This window comes from Alteraurantiacibacter buctensis (assembly GCF_009827655.1).
Taxonomy (GTDB): Bacteria; Pseudomonadota; Alphaproteobacteria; order Sphingomonadales; family Sphingomonadaceae; genus Alteraurantiacibacter; species Alteraurantiacibacter buctensis.
Window position 1 is genome coordinate 125,043 of the sequence record NZ_WTYV01000006.1, and the last position, 21,418, is coordinate 146,460.

The 21,418-nt window shown below is 66.5% G+C and carries 22 protein-coding genes; 8 read left to right on the forward strand and 14 right to left on the reverse strand.

Going from position 1 to position 21,418, the window contains the following annotated elements:
• Positions 1-11 precede the first annotated feature (11 nt).
• The 4 genes from GRI99_RS14320 to GRI99_RS14335 all read left to right on the forward strand — a co-directional run bounded on the left by GRI99_RS14320 (position 12) and on the right by GRI99_RS14335 (position 3,330).
• Positions 12-947 carry an NAD-dependent epimerase/dehydratase family protein gene (locus GRI99_RS14320; protein ID WP_337192929.1) on the forward strand — a complete coding sequence of 312 codons (936 nt, stop codon included), beginning with the start codon at positions 12-14 and terminating at the stop codon, positions 945-947.
• Positions 948-1,098: 151 nt separating this feature from the next.
• Positions 1,099-1,551: a hypothetical protein gene (locus GRI99_RS14325; protein WP_160772747.1), complete on the forward strand. Its 453-nt coding sequence runs from the start codon at positions 1,099-1,101 to the stop codon at positions 1,549-1,551.
• A gap of 78 nt (positions 1,552-1,629) precedes the next feature.
• A complete protein-coding gene (locus GRI99_RS14330) occupies positions 1,630-2,097 on the forward strand; it encodes a hypothetical protein (protein WP_160772748.1) in 468 nt (155 codons plus the stop codon).
• Positions 2,098-2,139: 42 nt separating this feature from the next.
• Complete coding sequence (locus tag GRI99_RS14335) at positions 2,140-3,330, forward strand: cupin domain-containing protein (RefSeq protein WP_160772749.1); 1,191 nt, start codon at positions 2,140-2,142, stop codon at positions 3,328-3,330.
• A gap of 77 nt (positions 3,331-3,407) precedes the next feature.
• On the opposite strand, the gene GRI99_RS14340 is transcribed toward GRI99_RS14335, so the two are convergent.
• From GRI99_RS14340 to GRI99_RS14380, 9 genes are all read right to left on the reverse strand, one after another.
• Positions 3,408-3,764: a hypothetical protein gene (locus GRI99_RS14340; RefSeq protein WP_160772750.1), complete on the reverse strand. Its 357-nt coding sequence runs from the start codon at positions 3,762-3,764 to the stop codon at positions 3,408-3,410.
• 1,081 nt (positions 3,765-4,845) lie between these two features.
• A complete protein-coding gene (locus GRI99_RS14345; RefSeq protein WP_160772751.1) occupies positions 4,846-5,649 on the reverse strand; it encodes a phosphoadenylyl-sulfate reductase in 804 nt (267 codons plus the stop codon).
• Positions 5,642-6,094 (reverse strand): DUF934 domain-containing protein, encoded by a 453-nt coding sequence (locus GRI99_RS14350; protein ID WP_160772752.1) that lies wholly within the window; start codon positions 6,092-6,094, stop codon positions 5,642-5,644. Before GRI99_RS14350 ends, GRI99_RS14345 begins: the two co-directional genes overlap by 8 nt.
• Positions 6,087-7,721, reverse strand: a complete 1,635-nt coding sequence (locus GRI99_RS14355) for a nitrite/sulfite reductase (RefSeq protein WP_160772753.1) — start codon at positions 7,719-7,721, stop codon at positions 6,087-6,089. The genes GRI99_RS14350 and GRI99_RS14355 overlap by 8 nt, the downstream gene beginning before the upstream one ends.
• Position 7,722: 1 nt before the next feature.
• Positions 7,723-8,022 carry a DUF2849 domain-containing protein gene (locus GRI99_RS14360; RefSeq protein ID WP_160772754.1) on the reverse strand — a complete coding sequence of 100 codons (300 nt, stop codon included), beginning with the start codon at positions 8,020-8,022 and terminating at the stop codon, positions 7,723-7,725.
• The gene (gene cobA / locus GRI99_RS14365) at positions 8,019-8,777 is read right to left on the reverse strand and encodes a uroporphyrinogen-III C-methyltransferase (protein ID WP_160772755.1); all 759 of its coding nucleotides are present in this window, start codon (positions 8,775-8,777) and stop codon (positions 8,019-8,021) included. Before cobA ends, GRI99_RS14360 begins: the two co-directional genes overlap by 4 nt.
• Before the next feature lie 69 nt (positions 8,778-8,846).
• Positions 8,847-9,842 carry a mechanosensitive ion channel family protein gene (locus GRI99_RS14370; protein WP_160772756.1) on the reverse strand — a complete coding sequence of 332 codons (996 nt, stop codon included), beginning with the start codon at positions 9,840-9,842 and terminating at the stop codon, positions 8,847-8,849.
• Positions 9,839-11,041, reverse strand: a complete 1,203-nt coding sequence (gene metC, locus GRI99_RS14375; RefSeq protein WP_337192930.1) for a cystathionine beta-lyase — start codon at positions 11,039-11,041, stop codon at positions 9,839-9,841. The genes GRI99_RS14370 and metC overlap by 4 nt, the downstream gene beginning before the upstream one ends.
• 10 nt (positions 11,042-11,051) lie before the next feature.
• Positions 11,052-11,894 (reverse strand): sulfurtransferase, encoded by an 843-nt coding sequence (locus GRI99_RS14380; protein ID WP_160772758.1) that lies wholly within the window; start codon positions 11,892-11,894, stop codon positions 11,052-11,054.
• Positions 11,895-11,973: 79 nt separating this feature from the next.
• Between GRI99_RS14380 and queF the strand changes: the two genes are divergently transcribed.
• Together queF and GRI99_RS14390 are read left to right on the forward strand one after the other, a co-directional pair.
• On the forward strand, positions 11,974-12,435 hold the full coding sequence (queF, locus tag GRI99_RS14385; RefSeq protein WP_160772759.1) for a preQ(1) synthase: 462 nt from the start codon (positions 11,974-11,976) through the stop codon (positions 12,433-12,435).
• A gap of 125 nt (positions 12,436-12,560) precedes the next feature.
• The gene (locus tag GRI99_RS14390; protein WP_160772760.1) at positions 12,561-13,862 is read left to right on the forward strand and encodes a UDP-glucose dehydrogenase family protein; all 1,302 of its coding nucleotides are present in this window, start codon (positions 12,561-12,563) and stop codon (positions 13,860-13,862) included.
• An 8-nt stretch (positions 13,863-13,870) separates the two neighbouring features.
• Here the strand turns inward: GRI99_RS14390 and GRI99_RS14395 are convergent, their stop codons facing one another.
• From GRI99_RS14395 to GRI99_RS14415, 5 genes are all read right to left on the reverse strand, one after another.
• Positions 13,871-14,995, reverse strand: a complete 1,125-nt coding sequence (locus tag GRI99_RS14395) for a hypothetical protein (RefSeq protein ID WP_237438363.1) — start codon at positions 14,993-14,995, stop codon at positions 13,871-13,873.
• 92 nt (positions 14,996-15,087) lie between these two features.
• Entirely contained in the window at positions 15,088-15,681 is a 594-nt protein-coding gene (locus tag GRI99_RS14400) for an FAD synthetase family protein (RefSeq protein ID WP_202393115.1), read from the reverse strand.
• Positions 15,678-16,367 carry a TetR/AcrR family transcriptional regulator gene (locus GRI99_RS14405; RefSeq protein WP_160772761.1) on the reverse strand — a complete coding sequence of 230 codons (690 nt, stop codon included), beginning with the start codon at positions 16,365-16,367 and terminating at the stop codon, positions 15,678-15,680. Before GRI99_RS14405 ends, GRI99_RS14400 begins: the two co-directional genes overlap by 4 nt.
• Positions 16,342-16,857, reverse strand: a complete 516-nt coding sequence (locus GRI99_RS14410) for a flavin reductase family protein (protein ID WP_160772762.1) — start codon at positions 16,855-16,857, stop codon at positions 16,342-16,344. Before GRI99_RS14410 ends, GRI99_RS14405 begins: the two co-directional genes overlap by 26 nt.
• A 4-nt stretch (positions 16,858-16,861) precedes the next feature.
• Positions 16,862-18,310 carry a 4-hydroxyphenylacetate 3-hydroxylase family protein gene (locus GRI99_RS14415; RefSeq protein WP_160772763.1) on the reverse strand — a complete coding sequence of 483 codons (1,449 nt, stop codon included), beginning with the start codon at positions 18,308-18,310 and terminating at the stop codon, positions 16,862-16,864.
• 271 nt (positions 18,311-18,581) lie between these two features.
• Here GRI99_RS14415 and GRI99_RS14420 point away from each other — a divergent pair, with 271 nt between their 5' ends.
• Both GRI99_RS14420 and GRI99_RS14425 read left to right on the forward strand, forming a co-directional pair.
• Entirely contained in the window at positions 18,582-20,051 is a 1,470-nt protein-coding gene (locus tag GRI99_RS14420; protein ID WP_160772764.1) for an FAD-binding oxidoreductase, read from the forward strand.
• 92 nt (positions 20,052-20,143) lie between these two features.
• On the forward strand, positions 20,144-21,418 hold the full coding sequence (locus tag GRI99_RS14425; RefSeq protein ID WP_160772765.1) for an MFS transporter: 1,275 nt from the start codon (positions 20,144-20,146) through the stop codon (positions 21,416-21,418).

A 21,418-nucleotide genomic window follows, 5' to 3' on the forward strand; every position in this document is an offset into this window, starting at 1 on the left:
GCAAGCCGCCAGTGTCGTCTCCCGTGCTCGCCATAACGGGGGGCACGGGGTTCCTGGGCAGCCACGTGCTGGAACAGGCTCTGGGGCAGGGCCTCAGGCCGCAGGCGCTCACACGCCGCATGGGCGGCGCGCATTTCGGCAGCGGGGTGCCGCAGCCGCTGTGGATCGAAGGCACGCTGGCCGATCCGGCTGCGCTGGCCATGCTGGCCGAAGGCGCGGACGCGGTGCTGCACATTGCCGGCGCAGTCAACGTGCCCACGCGTGAGGCATTTGCCGCCGCCAATATCGCGGGCACGCAAGCCGTGGTGGAAGCGGCCAGGGCGGCAGGCGTGCGCCGGTTCATCCACGTCTCCAGCCTGGCCGCGCGCGAGCCGGGCCTGTCCGCCTATGGCTGGTCCAAGGCCGGGGCGGAGGAGGTGGTGCGGCAAAGCGGGCTGGACTGGACGATCGTACGTCCGCCCGCGATCTATGGCCCGCGCGACCGGGACATGTTCGAGATGTTCCGCGCCGCCAAGCTGGGCGTGCTGCCGGTGCCGCCAGCCGGTGCCGCCTCGGTGATCCATGCGGCAGACCTGGCGCGGCTGCTGCTGGCGGCGGCGCATGGTGGCGGGCCGGACTGGAGCGAACGGCTGTTCGAGCCGGATGATGGCCGCCCTGGCGGCTGGGCGCATCCTGATCTGGCCCGAGCTATCGGCAGCGCGATGGGTCGCCGCGTGTGGGCCCCTGGCCTGCCCGCCCCCGTGCTGCGCGGTGCGGCGCGGCTGGACCGGCTGGCGCGCGGCGACAAGGCGAAACTGACGCCCGACCGGGCCAGCTACATGCTCCATCCGGACTGGGTTTCCTCGCCCGCGCTGGCCGTGCCGGAGCACCTGTGGACCCCGGCAATCCCCACCTTGGAGGGGCTGGCGCAAACCGCCGCGTGGTATCAGGCCAACGGCTGGGTATGACACTCTAAGTTACTGCGAATGCTTCGCAAAGTCTGGAAGTCTGACAGCTTTTTTCATTCGCGTGGATCGACAAATGGGTATAGATTTGCGACGGATCGATTGATTTGGGGGTCTGCACCAAGGTTGCGGCGGATCTGAGAGGGGAGTTTCGATGAAGAAAGCAAACCGTGTTTCGCGCCGTTCTTTCGTGGGACTGGTAACCGGCGCTGCCGCCAGTGCGATGATCGCCGGCCCCGCCAAGGCGCAGCAGACCGGCCGCACCGACAGCGATTCTAACGACCGCGCCGGCTATGGCCGCACCGGCTATTCGGACAGCGATTCGGGTGACCGCGGCGGCTATGGCCGTACCGGCGTGACCGATTCCGACAGCAATGACCGGGCCAGCTATGGCCGCGGCGGCGGTGGCGGGCGCAGCGGCGGTTCGGGCCTGACCGACAGCGATTCCGGCTCCAACAGCGATGCTCCCGGTCGCGGACGCGGTTCGGGCACCGGCTATACCGACAGCGATTCGAACGACCGCGCCGGCTTCGGCCGCTCGGGCATTTCGGATTCGGACGATGCCGATCGTGGCGGCTACGGGCGCGGGCGCGGCACCGGCCGCTGATCCGCCAGTCCGCTGATCTGCGGGCCCTTGCGGGCAAGGCTGCAAGGGTTCAGCATCACCCAGGGGGGGGAAGCAGCAATGTCGAAGAAGGCCAACCGCGTATCGCGCCGTTCGTTCGTGGCCCTGGTCACCGGCGCGGCCGCCGGCACCCTGATCGGCGGCAGCGCCCAGGCGCAGAGCGGGCGGACTGACAGCGACAGCAACGACCGGGCCAATTACGGTTATTCCGGCTCTACCGATGGCGACAGCAATGACCGGGCGGGTCATGGCCGGGGGAGCACTTCGTGCACCGACAGCGATACGGGCAAGAACGCCGACGGGGTCGGCCGGGGCCGCCGGTGCGGCGGCGGAAAGACCACATCCTCCGGCCTGACCGACAGCGACACTGGTTCCAACCGTGATGCCGTGGGCCGCGGGCGCGGAACCAGCAACGGCTATACCGACAGCGATTCCACCGACCGTTCCGGCCAGGGCTATTCGGGCCTGACGGATGGCGACAGCAACGACCGGTCAGGCCACGGGCGCGGACGGGGCACGGGCCGCTAGGGCCGCCGGCAGCCTTGCCGGGCATATTCGGGACTATTCTGCATGACTGCGCTTAACATCAGGCAGGCTGGCACCAGCCCGCTGGACTACATGATCGCGCCGCTGGGCCGCGAGGAGTTCTTCAGCCGCTATTACGAGCAGACCTACTTCCGCTCGACCCCGGCGCCCGACAAGGTGGCGGCGCTGCTGAGCATTGACCGGGTGGACGAGATCATCTCGGACAGCGAACTGCCGCCATCGGCGCTGACCATGTCGCAAAGCGGCGCGCCGGTGCCGGCCAGCGAATACACCTATGCCACCGGCATCATCGATCGCGGCGCGGTGCTGGATACCTTCCGCAACGGGGCCACCATCGTGCTGCCCCAGCTGCACTTTGCCGATGCGCGGCTCTACACCTTCTGCCTGGCGCTGGAGCGGGAGTTCGGCGCGCGCATCCAGACCAACATCTACCTGACGCCGCCGGGCAACAGCGGCTTCGGCATCCATTATGACGATCACGACGTGTTCGTGCTGCAGGTCTCGGGCCGCAAGAAGTGGGAGATCTATGGCCAGCGCGATGGCCTGCCCTACAAGGGCGAGGGCTTCCGCAAGAACGAGGACGAGACGGGCGAGCTGCGGGACACCTTCATCATGGAGCCGGGCGAGTGCCTCTATGTCCCGCGCGGCCTGGCCCACCGGGCCGAGACCGAGGGCGACGAGGCGAGCCTGCACATCACCGTGGGCATCCTGGTGCAGACCTGGGCGGAATTCATGCTGGAAGCCGTAGCCGAGGCGAGCTTGCGCATCCCCGAACTGCGCCAGTCGCTGCCGCCCTCGCTCTATTTCGATCCCGCCCAGCGCGCCGCCAATGCCGAGACCTTCCGCCGCCTGATCCACGAGATTGCCGACAAGGCCAGCTTCGATGCCACGCTGGCGGCCTTCGGCAGCAACTTCGTGATGAACCAGGGTCCACGCCTGCGTGGCGCGCTCAACGCGCTGATCGCCGGCGTGGGCGAGACTGACCGGCTGGTGGTGCGCGAGAGCGTGATCTACGCCATCGAGGAGAGCGAGGAAGGGCCGCAACTGGCGCTGGCATCTTGCTCGATCCCGCTGGCGGCAGACCTGGCCCCGCAACTGGCGGCAAGGCTGGCTGAAGGCAGCATGGCCATGAGCGACTTTGCGGTGGCGGATGCGGCGGACTTGCGTGATACGCTGGAGACGCTGCTGGCCTATGGGTTACTGGAGAAGGCGTAGGCCTTCACCGTCCCCCCTTTCATTGCGAAGCGTACAAAAGCTGCCTGTCGGCTAACGACCCCATTGCGGACGTGGCATTAGCTGATGGTGAGATGGTCGGTTCTATGAAGCACCCAACCGCCTTGCGCGTCCCTTTTGTAGATCATCGAGGAGAGGCCGCCTGCAAGTGGCCCATATCCCTCGTAACTATAAAGCAGCGCTGTTGCGCCATTGTCTGCTAGGGCTGGCAAACTGATGGAGATCATTGCCACGGGCCAATCCTCTAAGCGGGTAATCGCCTCAAGGCTGCGATCGTCGTGTATGATCCCTTCGCTGTCCAGCCAAGCCCTCAGATCAGGGCAGTTTTCGACGACGTTGATATCCCTCACATCCGCTGCTGCAAGTGCCAGCTCGACGCTTGCATCCCTTGCCAGTTGAGGGCTTTCCTCGAGCAACGTTTCGATCTCCTGTCGCGATGGCGCGTCAGCTCCCGGTTGGCTCCATACGGCAATTGGGCGAGGGGACTGTGACTGGAAGTCTGCGATATGCTTCTGCGCTAGCTCGCAGGCCACTGTGTAATCTGGCGCAGTGAGCGCTCTGTCAGAACAGGCAGCTGGCCAGATGAGCAATCCTGCTAGCAATGGTTTTAGATGACGCCACATCAGGCAAGGTTGCCGCACAACGCGCCGCGCCGCAACGTCCGTTTCCCACCCTCACATCGGACATTCCGGTCTGCGGTCACAATTCGCACTTCCAGACGCCACCACGATACCCCGTCCCCTGAGGGGAGGGGCGCTGCGGAATATGCATAAAAGAAGGCCCGGTCGATTGCTCGGCCGGGCCTTGAAAGTTTTGGGAGAGGATGCCTGAAAGGCCTGATCCTTATGGCGGCGGGCGCGATTCTGCACAAACGCGATAACTGCAAGAGGTGTTGCGTCCTATGCAACATACTGGTAGATTCAGTGTGAAATCTGTCATTGAGCGTTCACAATAGGGCCTTCGGGTAAACGCTATTGACAATTATAACCATTTAGGTTATATGCGCGCCACCGGACCAGCGGGGATGTCGACCCTCTCTGGCCTTTGCTCACCAGAACAACGCGGCCGGTGCGGCGGCGCAAGGCAGGGGGTTTCCCAAGCCACGTGCAGCCCACAACCGGAAGCGGCGGGTGGATGATCCGGGCGCCTGCCCCTTTGCAACCTGGCCCACCGGGCGCCTCTCGCAAGAAGACAGGCCCACCCGCAGCAGGCAGGCTCTCCGAAGGCTGGCCACGCACCCGGCACTGGCGCGGCACGATCAGCCGCGCCGTGACAGGCGGGCCGCAAAGCGAGTTCCCCCGCCAGCCACGGGCCACTCCCGCCCACAGGAACGGTGACCGATGCGCCCCGCCAGGCACGCCCGGTCCGTTCGCGCATGCCCGGCAGCCCCGTGCGAGAGCGCCACCCGGCGCCGCACCGGCCGCGCGGTTTCCCGTTTTTGATGATCGTCTTGCCGTGGCTGCGGGTGTTGGATTCCCGCCCGGGCGCAGAGGCAGATCAGAAAACCGGCTCGTACCCCGGCGGCAGCTCGTCGCCGCTGGCAGGCGTGCCCACCGGCGTGGACACCGGCGTATGGATGCCGCACTCGGTCTTGTCCCAGCCGCGCCAGCGGCCCGCGCGCGGGTCTTCACCCGGCTTCACCACGCTGGTGCACGGCGCGCAGCCGACCGACAGGTAGCCCTGCGCCTCCAGCGGGTGGCGGGGCAGGTCATGCTCGGCGAAATAGGCTTCGAGGTCGTCCTTGGTCCAGTCACCCAGCGGGTTGATCTTCAGGCGGCCGTCCTCGATCTCGAACCGCGGCAGGTTCTCGCGGGTGACCGACTGGAAGGCCTTGCGCCCGGAAATCCACGCATCCAGCCCCCGCTTGGCCCGGGCCAGCGGCTCCACCTTGCGGATCTCGCAGCAGCCATCGGGATCCCAGGACCAGCGCAGCCCGTTCTCGTCCTTGGCAGCAAGCACGGCGGCGTCCGGCTGGACCACGCTGGAGTTGCTCAGGCCCAGCAGGCTGGTCAGCGTGTCGCGATAGTCCAGCGTTTCCTGGAACATCTTCAGCGTATCGACGAAGATCACCGGCACGGATGGATCGGCGCTGGCCACCAGGTGCAGCAGCACGGCGCTTTCGGTGCCGAAGCTGGAAACCACGGCCACGCGGCCCAGCGAGCCTTCGGCAAACAGCTCGGCCAGCATCACCCGCACGTCCACGCCCGCGAACCGCGCATTCAGGCGATCGGCATCGGCCTGCGTGAAGGCAGGTGCGGTGTCGATCACATCACGCAGGCGGGCGGCGGCCGCATCAGCCATGACGCAGGGCCCAGATCGGGGTGCGCCCGTCGGTGGTGGCCTGGTAGACCTGCGGGAAGCGGTTGAAGGCGGCCTCCACATCCGCCAGGTCCAGCGGCTGGTTGGGGGCAAAGGCATCGAACCCGCAGCGGCGCATGGCCTCGATCCGGTCCACCAGCACGTCGCCCACGGCGCGCAGTTCGCCGGTATATCCGGCCTCGCGCAGGATGCGGGCGGCCGAGAAGCCGCGCCCGTCGCCGTAAACCGGGAAGTTCACCTCCACCAGCGCGATCCGGTCCAGGTGGGCCAGCAGGTCGCGGGCATCGTCGCCCGGCTCGATCCGCACGGCGACGGCGTTCGACTGGTCGAGGAAGGCGTCCACAGTAACCGCCGGGTGGTCGACCTGGGCATCATCGCGGAAACGCAGCTGCACGGTGTCCGCGCCAGTGCCGATTGCATCAACCATAGATAGCCTCCTTGAACGGCTCCATGCCGATCCGGCGATAGGTATCGAGGAAACGCTCCCCGTCGGTGCGCTGCGCCAGGTAGACATCGGCGGCCTTTTCCACCGCGTCCACGATGCCGGCTTCATCGAAGCCCGGGCCGGTGATCTTGCCCAGCGAGGTGTCCTCGGCCTCGGACCCGCCCAGCAGCAGCTGGTAGTTTTCGGTGCCCTTCTTGTCGACGCCCAGAATGCCGATGTGGCCCGCGTGGTGGTGCCCGCAGGCGTTGATGCAGCCGGAGATCTTCAGCTTCAGCTCGCCGATGGTATCGGCCTTGCCGTTGGCGTTGAAGCGCTCGGAAATCTTCTGCGCCACCGGGATGGAGCGGGCATTGGCCAGGCTGCAATAGTCCAGGCCCGGGCAGGCGATGATATCGTCGATCCGGTCAAGGTTCGGCGTGGACAGGCCCGCCGCGTCAAGCTGCTGCCACAGGTCATAAAGGCGGCCGATCTCCACATGCGGCAGGACGATGTTCTGCGCATGGGTCACCCGGCATTCGTCGAAGCTGTAGTCCTTCGCCAGCGCCGCCATCAGGCGGATCTGGTCGGCCGAAGCGTCGCCCGGAATGCCGGCCACCGGCTTCAGGCTGATGGTGACGGAGACATAGCCCGGCACCTTGTGCAGGTGGGTGTTGCGGTCCATCCACGCGGCGAAAGCGGGGTTGGAGCGATCGGCCTGGGTGGGCAGGTCCGCCTTGAAGGCGGGGTCCGCGAAATAGGTCTTGATGCGCTCCAGCTCGGCCAGCGGCGGCTCGATGTTCTGGGACAGCAGGTGGGCGAATTCCTCCTCCACCTGGCGGGTATATTCGTCCTTGCCCAGCTCGTGGACCAGGATCTTGATGCGCGCCTTGTACTTGTTGTCGCGCCGGCCATAGCGGTTGTAGACGCGCAGGCACGCTTCCGAATAGGTGATCAGCTGGTCCAGCGGCACGAAGTCGCGGATCAGCGGGGCCACCATCGGGGTGCGGCCCATGCCGCCACCGACGTAGAAGGCGCAGCCGATTTCCCCGGCGGCGTTCTTGACGATCTCGATGCCGATATCGTGCAACCGCATGGCCGCCCGGTCACGCTTCGATGCGATCACGGCAATCTTGAACTTGCGCGGCAGGTAGCTGAATTCCGGGTGGAAGCTGGACCACTGGCGCAGCAGCTCGGCATAGGGGCGCGGGTCTACCAGCTCGTCGGCAGCAGCACCGGCGAAGTGATCGGAGCTGATGTTGCGGATGCAGTTGCCGCTGGTCTGGATGGCGTGCATTTCCACACTGGCGAGATCGGCCAGGATGTCGCCCGCATCCTCCAGCTTGATCCAGTTGTACTGGATGTTCTGGCGGGTGGTGAAGTGGCCATAGCCGCGATCGTACTTGTCGGCGATGTCGCCCAGCATGTGCATCTGCGCGCTGCTGAGGGTGCCATAGGGCACCGCAACGCGCAGCATGTAGGCATGCAGTTGCAGGTACAAGCCGTTCATCAGCCGGAGCGGCTTGAACTGGTCCTCGGTAATCTTGCCATCGATCCGGCGCTGCGCCTGGTCGCGGAATTCGGCCACGCGGGCATCGACCATCGCCTGGTCGTACTGGTCATAACGGTACATGTCAGATCACCCAGTTGAGTGCGGCAGGATCGGCCGGCTTCAGCGTCAGGTCCGGGCGCACGGTGGGGCCCAGGGCGCGGACGCGATCCTTGATGTGGGCGGGGCGCACGTGGCCCCCGGCATCGCGCGTGGCGTCAATAGCGTAGGAGGCGTTCACCCGGCGGGCGGCCTCCTCCACGGCCAGGATCGTATCGGCATCATCGCCCACGTCCACCGCGTCATCCACGTTCAAAGACCAGCCCTGCCCGTCCCACCAGGTGACGGCGCCGGACTTCAGGTCGTTTCCGGTCAGGATCTTCACTTGCCCTCCAGTTCGAATGCTTGGGTCGCACCTAGCGCGACAGTTGCGGCGGTGACTTCGCCGATGATGATGAGTGCGGGGCTGACAACCTTTTCCGCCGCCACCAGGTCAGGCAGGGCGGCCAGTGACCCGCGTAGCACCCGCATCTGGGCGCGTGCGGCGTTCTCGATCACAGCCACCGGCATGTCCGGCGCAAGGCCGTCGGCCATCAGCTTTTCGGCGATCTGCGGCGCGGTGGACACGCCCATGTAGATGACGAGGGTGCGGCCAACGCCCGCCAGGCCGGCCCAGTTCTGCTCGGCCAGGCCCTTGCACTGGCCGGCCACGAACGAAACGATGCTGGCATGGTCGCGGTGGGTCAGCGGGATTTGCGCGGCGGCAGCGGCACCGTTGGCGGACGAGATGCCGGGGACCACTTCCACGGCAATGCCACGGGCGTGGGCAAACTCCATCTCCTCACCACCACGGCCGAAGATGAACGGATCGCCGCCCTTCAGGCGCACCACGTCGTGGCCCTTCAGCGCCTCGTCCACCAGTAGGGCGTTGATCTGGTCCTGCGGCAGCGAATGGCGCGCGCGGCTCTTGGCGACCGACACCAGCTTTGCATCGGGGCGGGCGAGGGCGAAGATTTCCGGGTCCACCAGGCCATCGTGCACGATCAGGGCCGCGCGCGAGATCAGCCGCGCGGCGCGCAGGGTCAGCAGGTCGGCCGAGCCGGGCCCTGCGCCCACGAGATAGATGGTGCCTTTTGCCATGCGGGGGCAGATGCGCGCTGGCCGCAAAAATCGCCAGCGAGAATGGGTTGGGGGCGGGCTAGGTCAGCTTTAGCTGGTGCCGCTGCGGTTTGGGGTTCCCGCTTTCAGCGCGTCGGCCAGCCGGTCCAGCGCCTCGCTGTCTTTCAGGTGGAAGTCGCGCTGGGGGAAGGGGATTTCGATGCCATGCTCCTTGAACAGGTGCCACACCCGCTTGAGCACGTCGGAGCGGATGTTGCTCATCCCCTCTTCCGGATCGCTGATCCAGAAGCGAATCTCGAAGTTCACCGCACTTTCGCCAAAGCCCATCAGCAGCACCCTGGGGGCGGGGCTGGCCAGCACGCGGGGCACCTCGTCGGTGGCGCGCAGCAGCAGTTCCTCCACCTTCACGATATCGCAGGCATAGCTGACCTGCACCGGTGCCTTCACCCGCACTTCGCGGCTGGAATAGGACCAGTTCTCAACCTGGTTGATCATCAGGTTTTCGTTGGGAATCAGGTATTCCATCTTGTCGCGCGTCACCACCGAGATGGCGCGCAGGCCGATCTTGCGGATCTGGCCATAGCTTTCGTTGCCGGCCGTATCGGCCACCGAGATCACGTCCCCCGGCTTGATCGATCGGTCCATCAGCAGGATGATCCCGGCGATCAGGTTGCCGAAGGTCTTCTGCAGCCCGAACCCGATGGCGAGGCCGAACGCGCCCGAGAACACCGCCAGCGCGGTCAGGTCGATGCCCAGCAGGTCGATCCCGACCATGATGGCCAGCGCCCAGACGGCGATGGTGACCAGCTTTTCGCCCAGCAGCCGCTGGCCGGGATCGAGCCTGGTGACATGCCCGAAGCTGCGCGCGGCCAGCTTCGAACCCAGCCGGGCAAACGCGAACATGCCCAGCAGCACCAGCAGCACCACCAGCACGCTCCACAAGGAGAAGCGGGTGTCGTTGACGGTGAAGCCCCAGGCATCAAGCTGGTTGATCACATCGGCGACGGTGTTGCTGCGGCTGGACACGGCATCGCGCAGGGCATCCGCCTCGGCGATGTCACTGGGGCCGGCAGCGGGACGGGTCATCCGGCATCCATCGCGGCAAAGGCGCGCTCAAGATCGGCGATCAGGTCGGCGGGGTCTTCAAGACCGATGGAGAGGCGCAGGCCCAGCCGGTCGGCGCTGTCCCACCCGGCAGGCGGCCAGGGCGTTTCGGTCCGCACGCGGGCCGGGTCCACCGGCACCACCAGGCTTTCGAACCCGCCCCAGGAATAGCCGATGCCGAACAGGGCCAGCCCGTCGATGAAGCGCGACCGGGCAGCGGCGTCGCGACCCTTCAGGATGAAGCTGAACAGCCCGCAGCCGCCGGTAAAGTCGCGCTGCCACAGGTCATGTCCTGGGGAGCCTTCGAGCATCGGGCACAGAACGTGGGCCACCTCGGGCCGTTCCCGCAGCCAGCGGGCGAGGGTAAGGGCGCTGGCGGTGCTGCGCTCCAGCCGCACCGCCATCGTGCGCAGGCCGCGCAGGGCCAGCGCTGCATCATCGGGTGAGACGACGTTGCCCATCGCCTGCGCCTTCAGCCGCAGCAGTTGGTGCCAGTGCTCGCCGGCGCTGGCGCTGCCCATCATCAGGTCCGAATGGCCGCCCACGTGCTTGGTCAGGCTCATCAGCGAAATGTCGCAGCCGTGGGCAAGGGCCGCAAAGCCCAGCGGGCTGGCCCAGGTGTTGTCCAGCAGGCTGACCGCGCCTTTCTCGCGCGCGATTGCGGCCAGGGCGGGGATGTCGCACACCTCCATCGTCAGGCTGCCGGGGCTTTCCAGCAGCACGGCCCTGGTGCGGGGACAGAACCGGTCCGGAAAGGTGCCGAGGTCCAGCGGATCGAAGAAGCGGGTCTCGATCCCCAGCGGATCCAGCACGGTCCTCGCCAGCGCCCGGCTGGGTTCATAGGCGTTGTCGGTGACGAGCAGCACGTCGCCCGCCTTCAGCACCGCCAGCAGTGCCCCGGCGATGGCGGCCACCCCGCTGGGATAGAGCACGGTGCCCGCCGCGCCCGGCTCCAGCGCGGTCAGCGCATCGGCCAGCGCCCATTGGGTGGGAGCGCCGCGGCGGCCATAGTAGAACTGGCCATCGGCGTTGGCGCGGCCTGTGGCGAGGTCGGCGCTATCCGCATACAGGTGCGTGCTGGCGCGCCACACCGGCGGGTTGACCACCGCCCCGGTCCATTCCGGGCGGCGGCCTGCCTCCACCACCTGCGTGGCGGGGGCAACCGGCTTGTCGTTCTTCACCGCGCCTTGCTCACCGGGCCGGGCCCGTTTCCTTCGGCAGGTCAGGATCGGTGCCCCATTCGCTCCAGCTCCCGTCATACAGGGCCACATCGTACTTGCCCGCCAGTTCCAGCGCGAACAGCAGCACCGCCGCCGTCACCCCGCCGCCGCAGGTGGTGACTACCGGCTGGCCAAGGTCCACCCCCTGCGCGGCAAAGGCGGCGCGGATCTCGTCCGGTGACTTGTAGGTGCCATCGGCGTTCATCACCTGGTCGAACACCACGTTCTTCGATCCGGGAATGTGCCCGTCAGCCACGTTGGGGCGGAAATCGCCCTCCTCGCCGGTGAAGCGCCTGGCCCCGCGGGCATCGACCACCTGCTCGGCCTTGCTGGTGAGGTTGGCCACCATGTCTGCCTTGAAACGCACCGTGCCCGTGCCCGGCCCGGCGCTGAAGGGCACCGCGGCAACCGGCGTCTCGCCGCTTTCCAGCGCGCGGCCTTCCGCCTTCCACTTGCCCAGGCCGCCATCGAGGATCGCCACCTGCACCCCGTTCTGGCGCAGGATGAACCAGGCGCGGGCGGCGGTTTTCACATAGCTGTCGTCATACACCACCACGCGCGCGCCCTGCGGCACGCCGAGCGCGCCCATCTTCTGCGCGAACTGCTTGGGGGTGGGGAGCGCGGCTGGCACCGGCGAATCGGGATCGAAGAACGTGCCCAGGCCCAGGTAGCGCGCGCCGGGGATATGCGCTGCCGCAAACTCTGCCGCCGCATCGCGCCCGGCATCGGGCAGGTGGGCGGAGGCATCGAGGACGACGAGATCGGGCGAGCCAAGGTTGTCGGCCAGCCACTGCGTTGAGACAAGGTTTTCCATGGCGCGGACGATAGGCCGAAGGACCGTGCGGGGCAACGCAAGCTTGCCACAGGCAGGCCAAGGCGGCATCAGGCGGGCCATGAGCGATACGCCCCCCAACGTGCTGCACCTGGGGCAGCAGAGCGCACTGCCCGCTTCGCCGGAAGCGGCGGTGCTGGACTATGTGCCCAACCCGCGCCCCGGTGCGCTGTACCTGGTGCGCTTTGCCGCGCCCGAATTCACCAGCCTGTGCCCGGTCACCGGCGCGCCCGATTTTGCCCACCTGGTGATTGACTACGCGCCCGGCGAGACGATCGTGGAAAGCAAGAGCCTGAAGCTGTTCCTGGGGGCCTTTCGCAACCACAACGGCTTTCACGAGGACGTGACCGTGGGCATCGGCCAGCGGCTGTTTTCTGAAATGGCCCCGCGCTGGCTGCGTATCGGCGGCTACTGGTATCCGCGCGGCGGCATCCCGATCGACGTGTTCTGGCAGAGCGGTGTGCCGCCTGAAGGCCTGTGGCTGCCCGACCAGGGCGTGGCCCCCTATCGCGGTCGCGGCTGATCTTCCCCGCACCGATTTTGCAGGCGCGAACCGGTTGCTTCGCACTTGCGAGATGGACTAGGAAAAACCGTAATATCTTTGCCCTATGCGGCTGCCGCAAGGTCCATCCAGGAAAGGCGAACTGAATGCGTATCGTGATGATCGGCACGGGCTATGTAGGGCTGGTTTCGGGGGCCTGCTTCGCGGATTTCGGCCACCAAGTTACCTGCGTGGACAAGGACAAGGGCAAGATCGATGCCCTGCTGGCCGGCCGCATCCCGATCTTCGAGCCGGGTCTGGACCAGCTTGTGGAAAGCAACGTGGCCGCCGGGCGGCTCGATTTCACGCTCGATATCGCGGCCGTGCTGCCGGAAGCCGACGCGGTTTTCATCGCGGTTGGCACGCCCTCGCGCCGGGGCGATGGCCATGCCGACCTGTCCTATGTCTACGCCGCCGCCGAGGAGATGGCCCCCCTGCTGCGCGATGGCGCGGTGGTGGTGGACAAGTCCACCGTTCCCGTGGGCACGGGTGACGAGGTGGAAGCGATCATCCGCCGCAAGTGCCCGGACCTGAAGTTCTCGGTCGCCTCCAACCCCGAATTCCTACGCGAAGGCGCGGCGATCGACGATTTCAAGCGCCCCGACCGGGTAGTGATCGGAGTGAACGACGAGCACGCCGAAAAGGTGCTGCAGGAAATCTATCGCCCGCTCACCCGCAATGATTCGCCCTTGCTGGTGATGAGCCGCCGCGCGGCCGAGCTGACCAAGTATGCCGCCAACGCGTTCCTGGCCACCAAGATCAGCTTCATCAACGAGATCGCCGACCTGTGCGAGAAGGTGGGGGCCGACGTGGTCGACGTGGCCCGCGGCATCGGCACCGACAGCCGCATCGGTGGGCGCTTCCTGCAGCCGGGGCCGGGCTATGGCGGGTCGTGCTTCCCCAAGGATACGCTGGCCCTGCTGAAGACCGGGCAGGACTTTGGCGCGCCGCTGCAGATCGTCGAATCGGTGGTGAAGGTGAACGACGATCGCAAGAAGGCCATGGGCCAGAAGGTGATCAATGCCCTGGGCGGGGATGTGGCCGGCAAGACCGTGGCCCTGCTGGGCCTGACCTTCAAGGCCAACACCGACGACATGCGCGACAGCCCGGCGATCGACATCGTGGCCGCGTTGCAGGCCGCCGGCATCACGGTGCGCGGCTATGACCCGGAAGGGATGGAAACATCGAAGGCGGTGATCAGCGGCCTTCACTATTGCGATGACAGCTACCAGTGCATGGACGGGGCCGATGCCGTGGTGATCGTAACCGAATGGGACGCCTTCCGCGCGCTTGACCTGGGCCGCGCCAAGGGCCTGCTGGCCCGCCCGCTGCTGGTGGACTTGCGCAACCTCTACAGCCGCGAGGACGTGGAGAAGCAGGGGCTGGAATACGTGGCGGTGGGGCGCTAGGCCCCCTGCTATCGGTTTAACCGGGCGGCATAGAGCGCCATCCGGTTCCGCACCGGAGCCTCATCGCCCACATTGGCAGGCAAGCCCAGTTCCGGCAGGGTTTCGCGGGCCGCAACACTGCCGGCAGCCGGATCGGCGGCAATTGCGGCAAGGATGGCTGCCCGCTGTCCGGCAGGCAGGCGCGCTTCCAGTTCGGCAGCGACAAGCACGGGCAGGTGCGATTGCAGCGGCTCGGTGTCGTAAAGGTCGGGCACCGCCGCGATCAGCAACAAGTTGCGCGCGCGCTGGGCCGGGTCGGTTTCGGCTGCGGCGGACCATTTATCGATCTGGCGCCGCACCCGGTCAATCGCACTGGCCGTTGCCGGATTGGGCGGGACATCGGCGATCGGGGCGACCGGTCCGGCAGGCGCTGCAACGATGGCCAGATCCGCGCGGGGCATCGGCGGCGCGGGCCGCGTCCAGACCAGCGCGGCAAGGGCGATCCATGCCGCGAGAAGCACCGGCACACACCACCCCGGGCGCCGCCGCAACCAGGCCGCCAGCAGCAGGACGACCGCGCTGCCGGACAGCGTGATGAGCGCCGAGCTGGCCGCACGCGTGCCGGTTCCAGTGAGTGCGGTCTGGATCGATACGCTGGCCCATTGGGCCGGCACCAGGGCCAGCAACCAATCCGGAAAGAGGCCGGGAGCCGCTGCGGCGATGAGCAGCACCAGGGCCTGGCCGGCGGTCAATCCTGCCGCCGTCATCCAGGCCCTTGCGGACGAGACTCGCGCCAGGAACTTGCCCATGGCTGCAAAGCCGAAGCTCGTGACGATAACCGCCAGCCCGGTTGAAAACGGATGCGGCAGCGGCGGCATGCCCAGCGCCTTGGCAAGATAAATGAGGCCCACACCGGTCAGCAGGGCCAGCAGGGCACCGGCCCACAGCCGTCCCCCGATGGCTGCTGCGATCATGGCCGTACCCATCAGGCCAACCGCCAGGATCGGGCCACCCACCAGGGCCAGCGGCGCGGGTGCTGGTGCGTCAACCTGCAGCAGCAGGGCCACGGCCGGCACGGCGATGCCCGCCAGGGCGACGGATAGCCAGGCCAGCAAGGGCCGGGCTGGCGGCTGTTTGGGGACATCCGGTTTCATCGGCCGAAGAGTGATTGATGCGGCAGAAATTGTCGAGCGGGAAGGGTGTTACGCCACCAGGCGATGCTCGAGAATTGCTATCGGAACCTGGATCAGTTGTGGGCCAACAACTGTCTTGCTGCCGCTGGATCGTCATGCAGTAATCGGCGGATACGGGAGCTGGAAATGACTTCGCCCCTGCCGCAGCAGACCGGATCAACCACTTTTACCACGAAGCGCGAGGCCAGCAGGGTGACGTCTCCGGCACTCTTCGCGCCGAAGCGGAAGTCTGCGCCGACCCAGATCTCCTGCGGGTTCAGCAGGGCGAGTTCGGCCATGAAATCCTCGGCGGTGCGGGCGGCATAGTCCCGGTCGAACGGCGCGACCACCGCGCAGGCGACGCCAAGTCCGGCAATCTTGCGGATCTTCTCCTCGACCGGCGTAATCACCCGTGCGCCGGAAAAGAAGGCCTTGGGCGGCACATCGAAGGTGTAAACCAGCGACGGGCAGCCCCGTTGCCGTGCCGATGCCACCGCGGACCCGATGACTTTCTGGTGTCCGCGATGCACGCCATCGAAGGCGCCGATGGCGATAACACTGGCACCCAGGCAAAGCTGTCGGGGTGCGAATACCGGCATCCTGGCAGTGTCCCGCACCGCCTGGGCGCGGTTGCCGGCATGGTCGGCCTGGCGGACGGCAGCGATCATGGCCGGTCTTGGCGGAAGGACAGGATACCTGCCGCCACCATCCTGCCCAGACCGCGGGCCGCCTTGTCCCAGTCGATCGACTTTTCATCGAGGCCCAGGACCGCCGCGAGCCTGGCCCCGTGGACCTGGGGATAGATGTAGGCGCCGTTCACCAGGGTCATGGCAAGGTACAGGTCGTGCTCGCTGCCCTGGGGCAGGAACTGGCGGGCATAGCCGATCATCCGCGCCCGCACCGGAGCCACCAGCGGGCGCACGATGGCCTTCGCCTCGTCGGCGGGATCGGCCAGGGCCTTGCAGTAGACCTGGTGGCTGGGCGTGGCGGGGCTTGCCTCGCCCGTTGCCGGGAAAGGGGCCAGCACCGGGCGGTAGAAGGCGTAAAGCAGCTCATCCAGGCCGGGACTGCCCGCCTGCTCCAGCAGGTCGAGATTGCGGTTCTGCGCCGCCTCGATCGCGGCAAAGTGCAGGCCGAACACGTCTTCGAACAGGTGCCGCTTGCCCGACCAGTTGCGGCTGAGCGAGGCAATGCTGGTGCCCGCCCGCGCGGCGATGGCGCGGATCGTGCAGCGCTCGTAGCCGGCGTCGACAAACTCCAGCGCAGCGGCCTCGATGAAGCGCGCCTTGCTTGACCCGGCCGGGGCCAGGGGAGGGGATGCCTGGTCCTCAGTCGAAGGTGTGGGATCGTGCATAGCGTCCGTCCAGATAGATCAGCCCGTCCGCGTCCTGCCTGAAATGGGTGGCGCGTACGAGTCCCCTGATCACCATGTGGCTGCCGAAGGGCTCCGCCTGGTCAACATCGCATACGATGCTGGCCAGCGCGTCGCGCAGCACGGGCACGCCGGCATCGTCGAGCGCCCAGTCCCCGGCGGCAAAGCGTGCTGCCACGTCGGAGGTGGCGAAGGCCTGGCACCAGTCCCTGCTCTCGCTGCCCAGTACGTTGATGCTGAACCGGCCGCTGTGCTCCACGGCGGGCAGCAGCGATGCGGTGCGGTTGATGGCGATCAGCATCGACGGGGGATCGAAGCTGAGCGACATCACCGCCGTCATCACGATGCCGCGCGGCGTGCCGTCCGGGGCCACGCTGGCCACCACGGTCACGCCACTGGCGAACCGGCGCAGTGCCTGGCGGAAGCCCTCGGTGGCCATGCCCGCGGTGGCGGGGGCGGTGAGCGTGCTCATCGCATCAGGCGGGCAGGATGCCCGACTTCTGCATGAACTCGCGCACCTGGTTCCATTCATAGTCGCGCTGGGCGACCATGTGATCGCCGATGCGGGCGCGCGACTGGCTGGTCAGGTAGAACATTTCGTACAGTTCCACGCGGCTGCCCAGCGCCGATCCGGCGAAGTCCCAGGCCATGCGCATGATCCGTGCGCGGTCTTCCGCCGGCATGCCGTTGGATCCCGGCAGGTACTTGCGCAGCTTGTCGCCGATTTCCGGATCCTCGAACAGGGCCAGGGACGGGGTGCAGAGCAGGTTGTGCCCGCCGATCACGCGGATGATGTGGTTCACCCGGTTCATCCATTCCGGCATCACGCAGCGCAGGACCGACAGGTCGCGGTGCGGGAAGAAGGCGCCCGCTCCCCAGTCATGTGCCTGGGCTTCTGCAGCCACGATGGCCGAGCGCGTCAGTGACAGGTAGGAGTGGATTTCGCCCAGCATCTGCGCCGTTTCCGGGTAGTTCAGGCTGTTGGTGACCTTGGCCACGCTGGAGCACAGGTCATAGGCGAATTCCAGCTTCACCATGGCGCGGATCGCGGTCTGCTGCAGGGTGTTGCCGGGCGAAACGCCCTGGTTCAGCGTGTTGTACACGCGCAGGTCCCCGTCGCAGAACACGCGTTCCCACGGCACTTCCACATCGTCGAAAATGACGAACGAATCCTGTTCGTCGAAACGGGATGAGAACGGCGCGTCGGCCACGCTGGCTTCGCGGCCGTAATGGTCGCGGCAGATCTGGATCACGCCCTTGGTGTTGACGGGGACCGAGAAGATCAGCGCATATTCTTCGCCGCCCGACGGGATGGGCATGGAGGAATAGACGTACAGCTCGTCGGCGAGTGGCCCAAGCGTGGCGAGCACCTTGCCGCCGCGGACCACGATGCCGTTCTCGTTGCGGTCGACCACGCGCAGCGTCAGTTCGCTGTTCATGCCGCCCAGCGGCGGCGCGGACTTGTCGATATTGGCATGGACGATGGTGTGGGTCAGCGCCAGGTCACCGTCGATCACCTCGCGATGGAACTTTCGCAGGCGTTCATAGCCTTCCGGCTTGCCGGCGGCCCAGATGTCGGCGCGGGCGGTATGACCGGCCAGCACCACGTTGACGTAGTCGGGCGTGCGGCCCAGCATGCCGTTGGAATAGCGGGCCAGGCGCTCCAGCCCCCGGTGGCGCACCGCCAGGTCCTCACGACTCTTGGGCAGCATCAGGCTGACGCTCATCTTCTCGCCCGGCTTCTCCGGGTCGTCGATCAGGCATTCGTCGGCATGCTGGTGCTGCCAGTCGAAGTAGCCTGCCATGCCGTTGATCGATCCCTTCAGGACCGGATCGGAGGCGACGTCTACCCGCCCCTCACCCAGCCAGACCTCGCGTCCATCGTCGAGTCCAGCCTTGTACTGTGCGCCGGTTCTTGCAGCCATTTTGACATCCTCCCATTACGCGTGAACACAGTTGTATTCATGATTCGCGAATTTGGCAAGGTTAATAGACCAATGTTCTGTCTGGCAGACTACCAGGCATGATCGGGTTGACGAGCAGGACCCGTCACTATAAAAGAACGAGGTTCTATTAAACAGAACGCCGTGCACTGACACGGCGCTGGATGGGAGAAGGAAGCTGACTACAGGCCCCAAGGCAACGCCCGGTCCGGATGGTGCTGCAATCGCTCGCGCCGCAGAGCGGTTCGAGCAGTTGCTGGGGCCGCAGGCTGTGCTGCGCGATGCCGCTTCGCTGGTGGAATTCTCCGACCCTTATGCGGGGCCTGACCCGTCCGCCTATCGCCCCGGGCTGGTGATCCAGCCGGCCAGCACCGAAGAGGTGCGCGCCGCCGTGCTGTTGGCGGGCGAACTGGGCGTGCCTCTGTGGACCTCGTCGATGGGCCGCAATTTCGGCTATGGCGGATCCTCGCCGGTGGTGGATCGCTCCGTGGTGCTGAACCTGCGGCGGTTGGACCGCATCATCGAGATCGATCCGGAGCAGGGCTTCGCGCGGATCGAGCCTGGGGTGACCTTCGCCGGCCTGTACGAGGAACTGCGCGCGCAGGATGCGCCGCTGATGATGTCGGTGCCCGACCTGGGCTGGGGCAGCATGATCGGCAATGGGCTGGAGCACGGCTACGGATACAACGTGATGGGTGATCACGCCTCGGCCCTGTGCGGACTGGAGGTGGTGCTGGCCAACGGCGACGTGCTGCGTACCGGGCAGGGCGGGATGCCGGGCAGCCCGCTGTGGTCGTGCCATCGCCGCGGCTATGGACCGTCGCTGGACAGCCTGTTCATGCAATCGAATTTCGGCGTGGTGACGCAGGCCGGCGTTTGGCTGATGCCGCGCCCGGAAGCCTTCATGATCGGCACCATCACCTGTCACCGGGATGGCGATATCGTACCACTGGTCGCGCTGCTGCGGCGACTGGTGCGCCGGGGCGTGCTGCAGGGGATCCCGATGATCGTGGGCACACCCGAAGGCGGAGCCGACGTTTCGCCGGACATGGCGCCGTTCACGCTCGCCAACCTCAAGCAGGTGCTGCGGCCGGGACGCTGGAGCGTGCGTATCGGCCTCTACGGTGACAAGGAGATGAACCTGGCGCGCCGCGCCATCCTTGCGCGCGAGCTGGCAGAGATTGCGGACGCCGAGCTGGACTTGCGGACCTATCCCGGCAACGCGCGACCTGACGAGGTTGAGCCACGCGATTACATCTCTGCCGGGATTCCCAACCGCCTGTTGCTTGAGCGGTTGCAGGCGGTTTTCGGCCCTACCTTCGGGCACATGGACTTTTCCCCGGTGGTTCCGTTGGATGGCGAATGGGCGCTGCGGGTGGACAAGCTGGCCCAGGACACCGCTGCCCGGTACGACCTGATCGCCCCTACCGGCTTCCTGGTGCAGGAACGCAGCCTGGTGAGCGCGTGCATGGTCATGTTCGATGCCAGCCGGGCCGATCGCGTGGCTGCCGCGCGCGAGGCGGTGGCGAAGATGTATGCGGCGGCGGCGGAGTGGGGCTGCGCGCCCTATCGCTCGCACATTGCGCTGGCCGACGAGGTCGCCCAGCGCTTCAGCGCCAACGACCATGCCTATGGCCGCACCTGCACCCGGATCAAGGATGCGCTGGACCCCGCAGGCATCCTCTCGCCCGGCAACCACGGCATCTGGCCCGGTTCCTGCTGAAGCCGGTCGCAGGGACACCGGCACCGGCGCAATGACGAATTCTGTTGGATCACCTTCCGCCTGAAGCGGAAGAGACAGCGAAGGAAATGAACATGGCAGACATCCGCCCCTCGTTGGCCAAAATGCGCCAGTACGCCTGGGCCAATGTGATCACCGGGTTCCTGGTGTGGGGCATTGGCCTGGCCGGCGTATCGATGATGATGCCGGTGATGTATTCCAACATCTCGGAGACGATGGACTGGACCGTGGCGCAAACCACCAGCTTCATGGTCATCAAGTCAGCCGTGTCGGCCATTGCAGGCCTGTTCGCTGGCGCCCTGTTCGTGCGTTTCGGGCTGAAGAAGGTTCTGCTGCCGTCGGTCTGGGCGGTCGGCGTGAGCACGCTGGCGCTCTACTTCGTCAACATGCTGTGGGAGTATTACGCGCTGGCGGTGATCTCCGGCGCGGCATCGATCGTGTGCCTGGTGGGCATCCAGCTCACCCTGGCGCGGTGGTTCGAGGCCAGCCTGGGGCGGGCGACCGGCATTGCCATGATGGGCGGGGCTGCCGCCGGGGCAGTGGTGCCGCTGGCAACCAATTACGGCCTGGAACACTACGGCTGGCAGGCCACCTCCGGTATTGCCGGACTGGTAGTGCTGGTGACGCTGTCGCTGTTCGTCATCTTTGCCGTTCATGAACGGCCGGAAGACTATGGCTACAGCGCCGAGGAACTGGACCATGCCAATGCGGCGGCCCGGGGCAAGGCTCCGCCTGCCCGGTTGGGCAGTGATCCGGGGCCGGAGTTCAAGGACATCGTGCGCACCACGCCGTTCATCATGCTGGTGCTGGCCACGGCCTTCTCCGGCGTGATCAGCAATGGCATCAACGAATACATTCCGCTGTTCATAGAACACCAGACCGACCTGGGCAGCACCATGGCGGCACTGGGCTTTACCATCGTGCTGGTGCTTTCGGGGTTGGGCAAGCTGGTGTTCGGCTGGCTGTTCGACCGCTTTTCCACCAAGGGCGTGGCAATGTGCTGGGCGCTGTGCGGCATTGCCGTGCTGCTGGCCTTCCCCGTGTCGGGCCTGGCCACCTTCGCGCTGTTCACCGTGGTGCGCGGTCTGTCGCACGGCGGCATCGTGGTACAGGCACCGATCCTGGGCCGACACATCTATGGCACGCGACCCATTGCCCAGCTGATCGCCATCCTCAACGCCACCTTCCATCTGGGAGCAGCCGCCGGGATTGGTCTGATCGGCCTGGCGGTGGACTGGACCGGCGGCTACACCGTGCCCTTCATCTTCGTCATGGTGCTGGCCTTCGCCACCGCATTGATCGGCCTGACCTTCAAGCCGAAATACTGGAGCGGCTATCGCGAGGCATAG